Raw genomic sequence first — 15,142 nt, forward strand, 5'->3', positions numbered from 1 at the left:
CTCTCCCCGTGGGGGAGAGGGCGATCACCCCACCGCGTGCTCCTCACAAAGAAAAAGGCCGTGGCTCCAATCGGAACCGCGGCCTTTCGCTTGTCAAAGTCAGCCCGCTTACGCCCCCAGCGGGCTCGGCGATCCGAACGGCCCACTCGGCCGCCGCGTCTTCGGGATCGACGTTCCCGCCTTGGCGATCGTGACCTTCTTCGCCGACGGATCCGGCCGGTTCAGGTCATCGCCTGCGATCAGCGTCTTGATCTCGTCCCCCGACAGCGTCTCATATTCGAGCAGCGCGCCCGCCAGCAGGTGAAGCTGGTCGACATGGTCGGTCAGCACCTGCTTGGCCTTGGATAGACCACCCTCGACGATCGAGCGGATCTCGTCATCGATCAGTTGCTGCGTCTGGTTCGACATGCGGACCGGCTGCGACGAGGAGTACCCCAAGAACGACTCACCCTCGGGCTGCGAATATTCCACCGGACCGACCTTGTCCGACATGCCCCACTTGGTGACCATGTCGCGCGCCAGACCCGTGGCATACTGGATGTCGCCCGAAGCGCCCGAAGACACCTTGTCATAGCCGAAGATGATTTCCTCGGCGACGCGGCCGCCCATCGACACCGCCAGGTTCGCGTACATCTTGTCGCGGTGATAGCTGTACGAGTCGCGTTCCGGCAGGCGCATCACCATGCCCAGCGCGCGACCGCGCGGGATGATCGTCGCCTTGTGGATCGGGTCCGACGCAGGCTCGTGCAGTGCCACGATCGCGTGACCGGCTTCGTGATAGGCGGTCATCCGCTTCTCGTCGTCGGTCATCACCATCGAACGCCGCTCGGCGCCCATCATCACCTTGTCCTTGGCTTCCTCGAACTCGGCCATCGCGACCAGCCGCTTGGACTTGCGCGCCGCCATCAGCGCCGCCTCGTTGACGAGGTTGGCGAGATCGGCACCCGAGAAGCCCGGCGTACCGCGTGCAATCGTGCGTGCATCGACATCGGGTGCCAGCGGCACCTTCTTCATGTGCACTTCCAAGATCTTCACGCGGCCGTCGATATCCGGTCGCGGCACCACGACCTGACGGTCGAAGCGGCCGGGACGGAGCAGCGCGGGATCGAGCACGTCGGGCCGGTTGGTGGCCGCGATGATGATGATGCCCTCGTTCGCCTCGAAGCCGTCCATCTCGACCAGCAACTGGTTCAGCGTCTGCTCGCGCTCGTCATTGCCGTTGCCGAGGCCGGCACCACGATGACGGCCGACCGCGTCGATTTCGTCGATGAAGACGATGCACGGCGCCGATTTCTTGGCCTGCTCGAACATGTCGCGCACGCGGCTCGCACCGACGCCGACGAACATCTCGACAAAGTCCGAACCCGAGATGGTGAAGAACGGCACGCCCGCCTCACCCGCGATCGCACGCGCCAGCAGCGTCTTGCCGGTACCGGGCGAGCCGACCAGCAGCGCACCCTTGGGGATTTTGCCGCCCAGTCGCGCGAACTTCGACGGATCCTTCAGGAACTCGACGATCTCCTGCAATTCCTCGCGCGCCTCGTCGATGCCCGCGACATCGTCAAAGGTAACCTTGCCTTCCTTCTGGGTCAGCATGCGCGCGCGGCTCTTGCCGAACCCCATCGCGCCACTGGCGCCGCCACCCTTCTGCATCTGACGCAGCACGAAAAAGGCGATGCCCAGGAAAAGCAGGAACGGCAGCGCGTTGTAGATCATCAGCATCCACACCGACGGACCTTCCTCCACCTTGGCGGTGAAGGTGACGCCCTTTTCGCGCAGGCGCGGGATGAGTTGCGAATCCTGCACTGGCGTAGTGCGGAACGCCTCGCCGGACGACAGCGTACCGGTGATCGACTCGCGTGAGATCACGGCGTCCTTCACCGTGCCCTCGTCCACCTTGTCCAGGAAGGTGGAATATTCGATCTGGTTTCCGCGCGCCGTGGCGGTCCGACCGTCGAACATCGTCACGAACAGGGCCAGAGCCAGCAGGATGCCGACCCAGACCAGCAGGCTTTTCATCCAGGGATTGCCCCCACCGTCATTGCCGGGGCCAGGCTGCTTGTCGTGGTCGCTCATCGGTGCGTAATACCTTTCCAACTGCCAAGATAGGCGCGGCCGGGTTAATGGCAATGGAACAACACCGATCAATGTGATCGCCGGGCGCATAACGGCGCCGAACGGCCTCAAACGCTCTGCGTTCAGCCCGTCTTTCGCGGTGGCGCAGGGCGGAATCGCCATGTCTCGCCCCGAACGCTGCCGATCACGCCGCCATGGGTGGCGCGACGGCCCTCCGCCAGACCGTCGAGCAGCGCCTCGATCTGCGCCGATTCGCTCCAGGGCGGCGTGGTGATCCCCGCCACCTCGCGCACCACGCCGATCGCCCGCCTGACCAGTCGCCGCGCCATTTCACGCGGCAGGCCGGTTGCTTGCAGACGGACATTGTCGCCGTCGACCTGCGCCCTCTCGTGCCACACCCATTCCACCATCGCGCGAATGTCGCCGTCCGCCTCTGCCAGCAGCGCCGCGGCGCGCGCCAGATGCGGCGGGTCCAGCCACTCGTTGCGGTCGAGCAACTGGCGAAAGCGCGTACGGTCGTGCCGGGGATCGGCATTGGCGGGATCGTCCACGAACGGTGCCTCCGCCCGGCGGACGATCGCGCGCAACTCGGCACGGCGCCATTCCAGCAGCGGCCGGACCACCGCCATCCCCTCGATCACCGTCCGCGCCCGCACCCCTGACAGGCCCGACAGCCCTGACCCGCGCGCCGCGCGCATCAGGAACGTCTCGGCCTGGTCATCGACATGGTGCGCCGTCGCGATCGCCTCCGCTCCGACCGACCGCGCGTGCTCGGCAAGCAAAGCGTAGCGCGCGGCGCGCGCCCGTGCCTGGATGCTGGAGCCGGCGATTGGCTCGGGCGGAACCAGCGTGGCGTGCGCCACGCCGAGCGTATCGCACAGCGTCGCCACCATCGCCGCCTCCGACGCCGCCTCGGGCCGCAGGCGATGATCCACCGTCGCCGCCCTGATCCGCCCCGGCAAGGCCGCCGCCGCCAGCAGCAGCATCGCCACGCTGTCCGGACCGCCGGACACCGCCAGCAGCACGGTTGCCGGCCGATGGTTCAACGCGGCGGTCAGATCGGCTGCGAACCGCGCTTCCTGCGCGGCGGCCGTGGCATCGGGAGACATGGGATCGGCTCGGATCTACTGGAGGGGAAACGCAAAACGGGTGCGCCCCGTGGCGCACCCGCTCCGGTTTCGCAAGTCTGCGGGCGCCGGCATCAGTAGCGCGGCGGCACGCCCTGCTTGCTCATCCGGCGGCGATCATAGGCTTTTTTCGCCGCATATCCGCCGCCCAGCACCAGCCCGAGCGGCCCCAGCCGCCGCATGCCGCCGGCCACGATCGCGCCCAGTGCCGCGCCCCGCAGTCCGCCCGAACCCTCGCGCCGGCTCATCTCGCGCCCGACCAGCGCACCAACAATCTTACCGATCATGCCACTTCTCCAAAAACCTTGTCCTTCAGTTCGCCGGCACCGCGCAGCACGGCCCAGCCCACCGCATAGGTGATGGCGATGGGTACCACGACCTTCAGCACATTGGCGGTGACCGCGCCGATCAGCACACCGTCCGCGGCACTGTCATCGCCGCTCATGCTGTCGATCGCCCCGCCGACCAGCGCGCCTATGGTTGTTGCACCCATGTAAACGATCTCCTCTATGCCAAGATGTTCGGCCGGGCGGATGGTTCCGCGCCTATCGCCCGATCATCGCTTCCGGCCGGACGACACGGTCGAACGTGGCCTCGTCGACCAGGCCCAGTTCCAGTCCCGCCTGTTTCAGCGTCTGGCCATTGGCATGCGCGTGCTTGGCTATCTTGGCGGCATTGTCGTAGCCGATCTCGGGCGCCAGCGCGGTGACCAGCATCAGCGACCGATCGACCAGTTCGCCGATCCGCTCGCGATTGGCGGTCATGCCCTCCACCGTCCGCTCGGCGAAGCTTTCCATAGCCGTGCTCAGCAGCGCGATCGAGCGCAGCACGGCCGCCCCGATCAGCGGCTTGAAGACGTTCAGCTCCATGTGGCCCTGCAAGCCGCCGATGGTCACCGCGGTGTTGTTCCCCATCACCTGCGCCGCCACCATGGTCATCATCTCGGCCTGGGTCGGGTTCACCTTGCCCGGCATGATCGAGCTGCCCGGCTCGTTGGCCGGCAGTTCCAGCTCGCCCAGCCCGGAGCGCGGACCCGACCCCAGCAGCCGGATATCGTTGGCGATCTTGGTCAGCGCCACCGCCAGCACGTTCAGCGTGCCGTGCAGATCGACCAGCCCGTCATTGGAGGCCAGCGCCTCGAACTTGTTGGGCGCCGTCACGAACGGCAGTCCGGTCAGCCCGGCAATCTCCGCTGCCACCGCCTCGGCAAAGCCGGCCGGTGCGTTCAGCCCGGTGCCGACCGCCGTCCCGCCCTGTGCCAGCGGCATGATGTTGCGCTCCAGCGTGCCTGCGATCCGGTCGCGCGCATTGGCAAGCTGCTGCACATAGCCGGAAAACTCCTGCCCCAGCGTCAGTGGCGTCGCGTCCTGCAAATGGGTGCGCCCGATCTTCACCAGATCGTCCCATTCCGCCGCCTTGGCCGCCAGCGCGTCGTGCAACCGGTCCAGCGCCGGATAGAGCTGTCCCGTCACCGCCAACGCCGCCGCGACGTGCAGCGCGGTCGGAAACGTGTCGTTGGAGGATTGCCCGCGATTCACATCGTCATTGGGATGCACCGGGCTCTTGCCGCCGCGCGTGCCGGTCAGCATCTCATTGGCGCGCCCGGCGATCACCTCGTTGGCGTTCATGTTGGACTGGGTGCCGGATCCCGTCTGCCAGATGACGAGCGGAAACTGATCGTCCAGCTTGCCCGCGACGATCTCGGCCGCCGCAGCCTCGATCGCATCGGCCTTCGCGGCATCCAGGCCATGGTCGCGATTCACCCGCGCCGCCGCCTGCTTCACGATGGCAAGCGCGCGAACAATCTCCACCGGCATCCGCTCGCGCGGACCGAAGGGAAAGTTTTCCAGGCTGCGTTCGGTCTGTGCGCCCCAATAGGCGTCGGCAGGAACGTCGATCGGGCCGATCGAATCGGTTTCGGTGCGGGTCTGGGTCATGCCACGGGGTACGCGGCGGCCCCGGAAAGGGTTCCCTCCCAAAGCCTTCTCCCCCTCGGGGAGAAGGAGGGGCAGACCAGCAGTGCTACGCTGCTTGGCGCCCCCTCACCCAACCAGTCACTTCTTCCGCTTGAAATCCACCGCGACGACGTTGCTGCCATCCTCGACGGGCGTGGCGACGGGGCCGTCATTCTCCGCCTCGTCATGCGGCTCGGGACCGTCGTTCGGCCCCTCGGTCGCCTGGAAGCGCAGCTCGAAGTTTACCGCGGGATCGTGGAAGCCGGTGATCGCCGAATAGGGGATGTTCAGCTTCGACGGCACCTGGTTGAAACTCAACCCGACCGAAAACCGCGACTCGTCGACCAGCAGGTCCCAGTAGCGGTTCTGCAGCACGATCGTCATCTCGTCCGGGAACCGGTCGATCAGGCGTTGCGGAATATCCACGCCCGGTGCCTGCGTCTTGAAGGTGATGTAGAAATGGTGGTCGCCGGGCAGTCCGCCGGCCGCCGCCACGGAGCCGAGCACGCGGCCCACCACGGCGCGCAGCGCCTCCTGCACGATTTCATCGTACGGAATCAGGCTGTCGGGCAATCCATCGGTCATGCCCCTTGGACTAGCGGGGTTTGGTGGCGGGTCAAGATTGCTTGGGCTCAAGATTGCATGGAACGCGCCGTGCGGTATGGGGCAAACATGCGCACCGCCACCGTCCACCGCGCCACCGCGGAAACCGCCATCGACGTGACCGTCAATCTCGACGGCACCGGCCGCTATGCCAACGAGACCGGGATCGGCTTTCTCGATCACATGCTCGACCAGCTTGCCCGCCATTCGCTGATCGACCTGGAGGTGAAGGTTGCCGGCGACCTGCATATCGACGGGCACCACACCACCGAGGATGCCGGCCTCGCCATCGGCCAGGCTTTCGCCAAGGCGCTGGGCGACAAGCGCGGCATCCGCCGATATGGCGAGGCGCTGTCGCCGATGGACGAGACGCTGACCCGCATCGCGCTCGATATTTCGGGGCGGCCGTGGCTCGTCTGGAACGCGAAGTTCACCGTGCCCGCGCTCGGCACGCTGCAAACCGAGATGATCGAGCATTTCTTCCACAGCTTCGCGCAGGAAGCCGGCATCACGCTGCACGTCGATCTGCTGCACGGCCACAACAACCACCACATCGCCGAAAGCCTGTTCAAGGGTCTGGCGCGCGCGCTGCGCATGGCGGTGGAGATCGACCCGCGCAAGGCGGATGCCGTCCCCTCCACCAAGGGCGTGCTGTGACGCTGGCGCTGATCGATATCGAATCGGGCAATCTCCACTCGGTGGAAAATGCCCTGCGCGCGGCCGGCGCCGCCGATATCGTCATCACCGCCGACCCGGATGTCGTCGCCAGGGCGGACCGCATCGTCCTGCCCGGCGTCGGCGCGTTCGGCGCCTGCGCGGCCAATCTGCGCCGCGTCGACGGGCTGGAGGAGGCGCTGCGCACCGCCGCGCTGGACCGTGCGCGCCCCTTTCTGGGCGTCTGCGTCGGCATGCAGTTGCTGGCGGACGCGGGCGAGGAAATGGGCACGCACCGCGGCCTCGGCTGGATTGCCGGGCGCGTCCGGCGGCTGGAGCCCGGCACGATGGCGGCGAAGGTGCCGCATATGGGCTGGAACGACGTGGTGCCGACGGGCGACCATCCGCTGCTCGTCCCCGGCGAGGCCTATTTCCTGCACAGCTACGCGTTCGACGGCGCCGACATACTCGCCACCACCGATCATGCCGGTCCGGTCACCGCCGCGATCGGCCGCGACACGGTCATCGGCGTGCAGTTTCATCCCGAGAAGAGCCAGCGCTACGGCATCGATCTTCTTTCCCGTTTCCTGGAGTGGCAACCGTGAGCCTGATCGTCTTCCCCGCCATCGATCTGAAGGGCGGCCAGGTCGTCCGCCTTGCCGAAGGCGATATGGACCGCGCCACCGTCTATGGTGACGATCCCGCCCATCAGGCCGAATTGTTCGCCCGGAGCGGCGCCGGCTATCTCCACGTCGTCGATCTCGACGGCGCCTTTGCCGGCCGGTCGGTGAACGGCGATGCGGTGCGCGGCATCGTGTCGCGCTTCCCCGGCCATGTGCAACTGGGCGGCGGCATCCGCACGCCCGAAAGTGTCGAGCAATGGTTCGATCTCGGCGTCTCGCGTGTCGTGATCGGCACCGCCGCCCTCGAAAATCCCGATTTCGTCCGTGACATGGCGCGCGCCTTTCCCGGCGGCATCGTCGTTGCGGTCGATGCCAGGGACGGCATGGTCGCCACCAAGGGCTGGGCGGATGTGTCCACCGTCACCGCCACCGACCTTGCCCGCCGGTTCGAGGATGCCGGCGTCGCGGCCGTGCTGTTCACCGATGTCGGCCGCGACGGGTTGCTCAAGGGCTGCAATGTCGAGGCGACGGTCGATCTGGCGCGCAGCGTCGACATCCCCGTCATCGCCAGCGGCGGCGTGGCGGGCATCGCCGACATTCACATGCTCGCCGTCCATCACCGCGACGGGGTGGAAGGCGTCATCACCGGCCGCGCGCTTTATGATGGCCGGCTCGACCTCGCCGCCGCGATCAGCGTGGCGAACGCGGCGTGACCGTCCGGGCGCGCGTCATCCCCTGCCTCGACGTGGCGAACGGCCGCGTGGTGAAGGGCGTCAACTTCGTCGATCTGATCGATGCAGGCGATCCGGTCGAACAGGCGCGCGCCTATGATGCGGCGGGCGCCGACGAACTCTGCTTCCTCGACATCACCGCCAGCCACGAGGCGCGCGGCACCATCCTCGACGTGGTGCGCCGCACCGCCGCGGTCTGCTTCATGCCGCTGACGGTGGGCGGCGGCGTCCGCTCCGCCGACGATGCCCGCGCCCTCCTGCTGGCCGGTGCGGACAAGGTCGCGGTCAATTCCGCCGCCGTCACCCGCCCCGAAATCGTCGCCGACATCGCCGAACGCTTCGGCAGCCAGTGCTGCGTCGCCTCGATCGATGCCCGGCGCGCCGGGGATGGCTGGGAAGTATTCACCCATGGCGGCCGACGCGCCACCGGTATCGACGCGGTCGAACACGCGCTGCGCCTCGCCGACCTCGGTGCCGGCGAGCTGCTCGTCACCTCGATGGACCGCGACGGCACCCGCGGCGGCTATGATCTCGACCTGATCCGCGCCATCGCCGACCGGAGCAGCGTTCCCGTCGTGGCGTCCGGCGGGGTCGGCACGCTGGACGATCTGGTCGCCGGGGTGCGCGACGGCCACGCCTCGGCGGTGCTCGCCGCCTCGATCTTCCATTTCGGCGAGGCGACCGTGGCAGACGCCCACCGCGCGCTCGCCGCCGCCGGCGTACCGGTCAGGACTCACTAGATGGGGGCGATGACCCTGGCCCCGGCGCGAGACGCGAGAACCCATCCCGAACTCTCCGATCTCGCGCTCTTCGCCTGCGCCGTCGCCGCCGTCTGGTTCGTCCGCCGCCGCCTGCGTGGACGCCGCCGGGATTGACCGCGCCCGCCGCAGCCGCCACCACGGCCGCCATGGACGCCTTCCACCGCCTCGAAGCCACGATCCGCGACCGGCGCACCGCCGACCCCGCCACCTCCTACGTCGCTAGCCTCTTCGCCAAGGGCCGCCCCAAGATCGCGCAGAAGCTGGGCGAGGAGGCGGTGGAAACGGTGATCGCCGCCATGGCACAGCCCGACAAGCTGGTATCGGAGGCGGCCGACCTGATGTTCCATCTGTGCGTGCTGCTGGCGGATGCCGGCCTCGGCCTGGACGATGTCCGTGCCGAACTCGACCGGCGCGAAGGGCTGTCCGGCCACGCCGAAAAGGCCGCCCGCCCCCAAGGAGCCTGACCCATGCCGATCGACGCCACCCAGCCTTATGACGATGGGAACATCTTCGCGAAGATCCTGCGCGACGAAATTCCGTCGAACCGCGTTTACGAGGATGAGTGGGCAATCGCCTTCCACGACATCGCGCCGCTCGCGCCCCAGCACATCCTGGTCATCCCGCGCGGCCCCTATGTCTCGTGGGACGATTTCACCGCCCGCGGCTCCGATGCGGAGATCGCCGGCTTCATCCGTGCCGTCGGCCATGTCGCGCGCGAGGCCGGGCTGGTAGCTCCCGGCTACCGCCTTCTCGCCAATATAGGCGGTGATGCGGGGCAGGAAGTGCCGCATCTTCATGTACATATCTTCGGCGGCCGGCCACTTGGCCCCATGCTGGCGCGATAGGGATTGCGCGCAATAAAATTGCAGCTAACCTGCGATCCCATCCAAGACCATGGGCGCGCACGGTGCCCGGCTCCCCGGGGGGATTTAAGTACATGATTTTTGGGCGCGTTAAGCCTTTGGACGCCATTTTGGCGACCGCCGAGAAGCGAGGCCTGGAACGCACGCTCGGCGCCTTCCAGCTCACCATGCTGGGCATCGGTGCCGTGATCGGCACCGGCATCTTCGTTCTGACGTCGGAGGCCGCGCAAAAGGCCGGCCCCGGCATGATGATCTCGTTCGTCATCGCCGGCTTCGTCTGCGCCGTGGCCGCACTCTGCTATTCCGAGCTCGCCTCGATGGTCCCGGTCGCCGGGTCCGCCTATACCTACACCTATGCCGTCATGGGCGAGCTGCTCGCCTGGATGGTCGGCTGGGCGCTGATCCTCGAATATGCGGTCGGCGCCTCGGCGGTCGCGGTCGGCTGGTCGGGCTATGTCGTCGGGCAGTTACGCAACCTGCTCGGCATCGACATACCGATGGAATGGGTGAACGGCCCGTCCGCCGGCGGCTATGTCAACCTGCCGGCGATGGTCATCACCGTGCTCGTCACCTGGCTGCTGGTCGTCGGCACGACGGAAAGCGCGCGCGTCAACGCGATACTGGTCGCGATCAAGGTCGCGGCGCTGACGCTGTTCATCGCGCTGTCCGTTCCGATGATGAACGTCGAGAATTTCCAGCCCTTCATGCCCACCGGCATGGTCGGCGTGGCGGGCGCCGCGGCGTCGATCTTCTTCGCCTATGTCGGCTTCGACGCGGTCTCCACCGCCGCGGAGGAAACCAAGAACCCGCAGCGCAACGTGCCGATCGGCCTGATCGCATCGCTGCTGTTCTGCACCGTCTTCTATCTGCTCGTCTCGGCGGGTGCGATCGGCTCGCCGCTTGGTGCGCAGCCGGTGCGTGATGCGGCAGGCACGCTGCTGGCGCCCGGTTCGTCGGAAATGGCGGCACGGTGTCAGGCGCTGGTCGCCGGCGGTGCGATGGAGCCCCTGCCCTGCTCGCGCGAGGCATTGGCGCACGTCCTGCGCACCTTTGGCTGGGTGAAGATCGGCAATCTGATCGGCCTCGCCGCGACGCTGGCGCTGCCCTCGGTCGTGCTGATGATGATGTTCGGCCAGACGCGCGTGTTCTTCACCATGGCGCGTGACGGCCTGCTGCCCGAAAAGCTCGCCGCGGTGCATCCGCGCTACAAGACGCCGCACGTCGTGACGGTCGTCACCGGCATCGCCGCCACGATCGCGGCGGCGTTCCTGCCGGTCGGCAAGCTGGCGGATTATTCCAACTCGGGCACGCTGTTCGCCTTCTTCATGGTGGCGGTGTCGGTGCTGGTGCTGCGCAAGGTCGATCCGACCCGTCATCGCCCCTTCCGCACCCCCGCCATCTGGATCGTCGCCCCCCTCGCCATCATCGGCTGTCTGTACCTGTATTTCTCGCTGCCGCTGATCGCGATCCTGGTGCTGCCGGTATGGGGCGCGCTGGGGCTGCTCATCTATTTCGGCTACAGCCGCCGCCGCAGCTATGTCGGCCGCGGGATCATCGACGTGGTGGACGACCCCGCCATGCAGCCGGAGATCGCCAAGCCGCTGGACTGAGGCTGGCCTGACCGACGCGAAAAGGGGCCGGGGGAGCGATGCTCCGGCCCCTTTTTTTGGGGCATCACCCTCACCCTTCCACGGCTTCGCCGCTCCCTCCCTCCCCCACCGGGAGAGAGGAGGGCGAGGGCGATCGCAGCACGAAAAAAAGGGCCAGTGGATCGCTCCCCCGGCCCTTGATGCATCCGCTATCGCTCGGCGCGTTACCGCGCGATGCCCCCCGCCGCCAGCACCGCCAGCGTCACCAGCTCGCTCGCGGTCGAAGTCATCGGCGCGATCTGCACCGGCTTCTCCATGCCGATCAGCATCGGGCCGATCATGTCGTCCCCGCCCAGCTCGCGCAGCAGCTTGGCCGAGATGTTGGCGGACTGAAGCCCCGGCATGATCAGCACGTTCGCCGGCCCCGAAAGCCGCGCGAACGGGAAGTTCTTCATCTGCCGCGGGTTCAGCGCGACGTCCGGCGCCATCTCGCCTTCATATTCGAAACTGACATTGCGCTCGTCGAGCGCGGCAACGCCCGCCCGGACGTTATCGATCCACTGGCCATGCGGATTGCCGAAGGTCGAATAGCTCAGGAACGCCACGCGCGGCTCATGCCCCATGCGACGCGCGACCGCCGCCGTGCGCTCGGCGATATCGGCCAGTTCCTCGCCCGAGGGCCGCTCGTTCACCGTCGTATCGGCGATGAACACCGTGTGGCTCTGCCCGACCAGCAGGTGGATGCCGAACGGCACCTTGCCGTCGACGGGATCGATCACGCGCCGCACGTCGCGGAACGTCTTGGCATAGGTGCGCGTGACGCCGGTGATCATCGCATCGGCATGGCCGAGCTGGAGCAGCGTCGCGGCAAAGGTGTTGCGATCCTGGTTGATCAGCCGCTCCGCATCGCGGCGCAGATAGCCGCGGCGCTGAAGCCGCCCATACAGGAAATCGACCATCTCCGGCACCAGGGTCGAGGTGCGGCTGTTGTGGACCTCATATTCCTCGGGCTTGGCGACGCCGAGCGCGGCCAGCCGGTCGTGCACGTCGTCGCGCCCGACCAGCACCGGCGTGCCGTAGCCGCCCTCCTTGAACGCGATGGCGGCGCGCAGCACCACCTCTTCCTCGCCTTCGGCGAACAGCACGCGCTTGGGATGCGCCCGCGCCCCCTCATAGGCCAGCGTGAGCACCGAGGTCGTCGGGTTCAGCCGCGCGCGCAGCTTCTGGCGATACGCCGCCATGTCCAGGATCGGCCGCGTCGCCACGCCCGAATCCATCGCCGCCTTGGCGACGGCGGAGGGCACCAGTTCCATCAGCCGGGGATCGAAGGGCGCCGGGATGATATATTCCGGGCCGAAGCTGTGCTGCGTGCCATATGCCAGCGCCACTTCCTCGGGCACGCGCTGGCGCGCCAGTTCGGCGATCGCGTTGGCGGCGGCGATCTTCATCTCGTCGTTGATGCCGGTCGCCCGCACGTCGAGCGCGCCGCGGAAGATGAAGGGGAAGCCGATGACGTTGTTGACCTGGTTCGGATAATCCGACCGGCCGGTCGCCACGATCGCGTCGGGCCGCGCCGCCTTGGCCAGCTCGGGGCGGATCTCCGGCTCCGGATTGGCCATCGCGAAGATGATCGGCGACTTGGCCATGTCCTTGACCATCTCGGGCTTCAGCGCGCCCGCCGCCGACAGACCCAGGAACACGTCCGCGCCGTGCAGCGCCTCGGTCAGCGTGCGGCGGTCGGTGACCGCGGCATGCGCTGACTGCCACTGGTTTATGTCGTCGCGGCCCTGATAGATCACGCCGGTCCGGTCGCACATGATGACGTTGTTCTGGCGAACGCCCATCGCCTTCATCAGTTCGGTGCAGGCGATCGCGGCCGCGCCCGCGCCGTTCACCACCACCTTCACATCCTCCAGCTTGCGGTTCGTCAGCAGGCAGGCGTTGATCAGGCCGGCGGCACAGATGATCGCGGTGCCGTGCTGGTCGTCATGGAAGACGGGAATATTCATCCGCTCGCGCAGCGTCTGCTCGATGATGAAGCATTCGGGCGCCTTGATGTCCTCCAGGTTGATGCCGCCGAAGCTCGGCTCCATCAGCTCGATCGCATCGATCAGGCGATCGACATCCTCGGTCTTCAGCTCGATATCGATCGAGTCGACATCGGCGAAGCGCTTGAAGAGCACCGCCTTGCCCTCCATCACCGGCTTGGAGGCGAGCGCACCCAGATTGCCGAGACCCAGGATCGCCGTGCCGTTGGAGATCACCGCGACCAGATTGCCCTTGGCGGTATAGTCATAGGCGGTGGCGGGATCGTCGGCGATCGCCTTCACCGGTACGGCCACGCCCGGCGAATAGGCCAGCGCCAGGTCGCGCTGCGTCGCCATCGGCTTGGACGCGATGATCTCGATCTTGCCCGGCCGCCCCTCGGAATGGAACAGCAGCGCCTCGCGCTCGGAAAACTGATCGGTGGGTTCTTCGGACATGGGCGGCCTTCGTATGCGGATAACGGGACGCTACGGCTCTTGAAGCTTTCGCCCCCCGCTTTCAAGGCCGTTGCCCGCGCGCGGTGCAACCCCTAACCGGTGGCCATGTCCGCTCCCACCCCGATGATGGCGCAATATCTGGCGCTGAAGGCCGAAGCCGAGGATTGCCTGCTCTTCTACCGGATGGGCGACTTTTTCGAGCTGTTCTTCGAGGATGCGAAGGTGGCGAGCGGCGTGCTGGATATCGCGCTGACGAGTCGCGGCGAGCATGCGGGCGAGAAGATCCCGATGTGCGGCGTGCCCGTGCATGCCGCCACCGCCTATCTGCAACGGCTGATCAAGGCCGGGCACCGCGTCGCCATCGCCGAACAGACCGAGACGCCGGCCGAGGCCAAGGCGCGCGGCGGATCGAAGGCGCTCGTCGCGCGCGGCATCGTCCGCGTCGTCACTGCCGGCACGCTGACCGAGGAAGCGCTGCTGGACGCACGCACCGACAATTGGTGCGTCGCGATCGGCGAGGCGAGCGGCGAGGTGGCACTCGCCGCCGCCGACGTGTCCACCGGTCGCTTCCTGGTGATCGATGCGCACGCCGATGCGATCGGTGCCGAACTCGCCCGCCTCGCGCCTGCCGAGACGATCGCCAGCGAAACGGGCGATTACACCCATGCCGCCACCGGGCTGCGCCCCAGGGGGGATTTCGACAGCGCGGCCGGCGAGGCACGGCTGAAGCGCCTGTTCGGTGTCGCCACGCTCGACGGCTTCGGCCAGTTCGGCCGCGCCGCGCTCGCCGCGGCCGGCGGGCTGGTCGCCTATCTCGATCACACCGCCAAGGGGGCACTCCCCTTCCTGCGCCCGCCCGTGCTGGTCCAGGCGGCGGGCACGATGGCGATCGATGCCGCGACCCGCGACAGCTTGGAACTCACCTGCACCACCGGTGGCCAGCGCAAGGGCTCGCTGCTCGACACCGTGGACCGCACCGTGACCGGCGCCGGCGCGCGGGCGCTGGGCGGCGATGTCGGCGCACCGCTCATGGACCGGGCCGCGATCGAGGCGCGGCTGGATCTCGTGCAATTCTTCCACGACGATGCCGCCCTGCGCTCCACCCTGCGCGACGCCCTGCGCGCCCTCCCCGATATCGGCCGCGCGCTCGGCCGCCTCGTTGCGCGCCGCGGCTCCCCGCGCGATCTCGGTCAGCTTCGCGACGGCCTAGACGGGGCATGGCGGCTTGCCGACCGGCTCGGCGCCGGCCCCGCGCTGCTCGAACAGATCGTGCCGCACCTGCGCGGCCACGGCGCGCTGATCGACCTGCTCGCCCGCGCGCTCGTCCCCTCGCCCCCGATCGAAGCATCCGACGGCGGCTATATCGCGGCCGGCTATGACGCCGCGCTGGACGATCTGCGCGACACCGGCGCCGGTGGCCGCCGCGCCATCGCCGCGCTGGAGGCGGAGTTCCGCACCCAGACCGGCATCGCCGCGCTCAAGATCCGCCACAATGGCGTGCTCGGCTATCATGTCGAGGTGCCGGCGCGGTCCGCCGACCCACTGATGAAGCCCGATTCGGGCTTTACCCATCGCCAGACGCTGGCCGGCGTCGTCCGCTTCAACACCCCCGCGCTGCACGAGGTCGCGCGCGGCGAGCGCATGACCGATCAGATCCTCCAGATGCGCGGCCTCCGC

Annotated in this window: 15 protein-coding genes and 1 pseudogene; 9 read left to right on the forward strand and 7 right to left on the reverse strand. The window is 67.8% G+C overall.

Going from position 1 to position 15,142, the window contains the following annotated elements:
• Positions 1-108: 108 nt before the first annotated feature.
• From ftsH to Q0U08_RS10225, 6 genes are all read right to left on the reverse strand, one after another.
• Positions 109-2,076, reverse strand: coding sequence for an ATP-dependent zinc metalloprotease FtsH (gene ftsH / locus Q0U08_RS10200; protein WP_298091342.1), 1,968 nt, complete (start codon positions 2,074-2,076; stop codon positions 109-111).
• 122 nt (positions 2,077-2,198) lie between these two features.
• Entirely contained in the window at positions 2,199-3,185 is a 987-nt protein-coding gene (tilS, locus tag Q0U08_RS10205) for a tRNA lysidine(34) synthetase TilS (protein ID WP_298091343.1), read from the reverse strand.
• A 92-nt stretch (positions 3,186-3,277) separates the two neighbouring features.
• Positions 3,278-3,490 (reverse strand): hypothetical protein, encoded by a 213-nt coding sequence (locus Q0U08_RS10210; protein ID WP_298091344.1) that lies wholly within the window; start codon positions 3,488-3,490, stop codon positions 3,278-3,280.
• Positions 3,487-3,696 carry a hypothetical protein gene (locus Q0U08_RS10215; protein WP_298091345.1) on the reverse strand — a complete coding sequence of 70 codons (210 nt, stop codon included), beginning with the start codon at positions 3,694-3,696 and terminating at the stop codon, positions 3,487-3,489. Before Q0U08_RS10215 ends, Q0U08_RS10210 begins: the two co-directional genes overlap by 4 nt.
• A gap of 52 nt (positions 3,697-3,748) precedes the next feature.
• Positions 3,749-5,140 carry a class II fumarate hydratase gene (fumC, locus tag Q0U08_RS10220; RefSeq protein WP_298091346.1) on the reverse strand — a complete coding sequence of 464 codons (1,392 nt, stop codon included), beginning with the start codon at positions 5,138-5,140 and terminating at the stop codon, positions 3,749-3,751.
• Positions 5,141-5,257: 117 nt separating this feature from the next.
• Positions 5,258-5,743, reverse strand: a complete 486-nt coding sequence (locus Q0U08_RS10225; protein WP_298091347.1) for an SspB family protein — start codon at positions 5,741-5,743, stop codon at positions 5,258-5,260.
• Between the two features lie 87 nt (positions 5,744-5,830).
• On the opposite strand from Q0U08_RS10225, the gene hisB reads away from it, so the two are divergent.
• From hisB to Q0U08_RS10265, 8 genes are all read left to right on the forward strand, one after another.
• Entirely contained in the window at positions 5,831-6,418 is a 588-nt protein-coding gene (gene hisB, locus Q0U08_RS10230; RefSeq protein WP_298091348.1) for an imidazoleglycerol-phosphate dehydratase HisB, read from the forward strand.
• A complete protein-coding gene (hisH, locus tag Q0U08_RS10235; RefSeq protein ID WP_298091349.1) occupies positions 6,415-7,020 on the forward strand; it encodes an imidazole glycerol phosphate synthase subunit HisH in 606 nt (201 codons plus the stop codon). Before hisB ends, hisH begins: the two co-directional genes overlap by 4 nt.
• Positions 7,017-7,751 carry a 1-(5-phosphoribosyl)-5-[(5-phosphoribosylamino)methylideneamino]imidazole-4-carboxamide isomerase gene (gene hisA, locus Q0U08_RS10240; RefSeq protein ID WP_298091350.1) on the forward strand — a complete coding sequence of 245 codons (735 nt, stop codon included), beginning with the start codon at positions 7,017-7,019 and terminating at the stop codon, positions 7,749-7,751. Before hisH ends, hisA begins: the two co-directional genes overlap by 4 nt.
• Complete coding sequence (gene hisF / locus Q0U08_RS10245; protein WP_298091351.1) at positions 7,748-8,509, forward strand: imidazole glycerol phosphate synthase subunit HisF; 762 nt, start codon at positions 7,748-7,750, stop codon at positions 8,507-8,509. The genes hisA and hisF overlap by 4 nt, the downstream gene beginning before the upstream one ends.
• The gene (locus Q0U08_RS10250; RefSeq protein WP_298091352.1) at positions 8,510-8,644 is read left to right on the forward strand and encodes a hypothetical protein; all 135 of its coding nucleotides are present in this window, start codon (positions 8,510-8,512) and stop codon (positions 8,642-8,644) included.
• Between the two features lie 32 nt (positions 8,645-8,676).
• On the forward strand, positions 8,677-8,994 hold the full coding sequence (locus tag Q0U08_RS10255; RefSeq protein ID WP_298091356.1) for a phosphoribosyl-ATP diphosphatase: 318 nt from the start codon (positions 8,677-8,679) through the stop codon (positions 8,992-8,994).
• Between the two features lie 3 nt (positions 8,995-8,997).
• Positions 8,998-9,375, forward strand: coding sequence for a histidine triad nucleotide-binding protein (locus Q0U08_RS10260; RefSeq protein ID WP_298091353.1), 378 nt, complete (start codon positions 8,998-9,000; stop codon positions 9,373-9,375).
• A gap of 92 nt (positions 9,376-9,467) precedes the next feature.
• Positions 9,468-11,003: an amino acid permease gene (locus tag Q0U08_RS10265; protein WP_298091354.1), complete on the forward strand. Its 1,536-nt coding sequence runs from the start codon at positions 9,468-9,470 to the stop codon at positions 11,001-11,003.
• Between the two features lie 203 nt (positions 11,004-11,206).
• Here Q0U08_RS10265 and Q0U08_RS10270 read toward each other — a convergent pair whose 3' ends face one another.
• Positions 11,207-13,465, reverse strand: a complete 2,259-nt coding sequence (locus Q0U08_RS10270) for an NADP-dependent malic enzyme (protein ID WP_298091355.1) — start codon at positions 13,463-13,465, stop codon at positions 11,207-11,209.
• A gap of 123 nt (positions 13,466-13,588) precedes the next feature.
• Between Q0U08_RS10270 and Q0U08_RS10275 the strand changes: the two are divergent.
• A pseudogene (locus tag Q0U08_RS10275) lies at positions 13,589-15,142 on the forward strand (DNA mismatch repair protein MutS); the annotation flags it as partial.

The sequence above is a fragment of the uncultured Sphingomonas sp. genome (assembly GCF_946477935.1).
Classification (GTDB): domain Bacteria; phylum Pseudomonadota; class Alphaproteobacteria; order Sphingomonadales; family Sphingomonadaceae; genus Sphingomonas.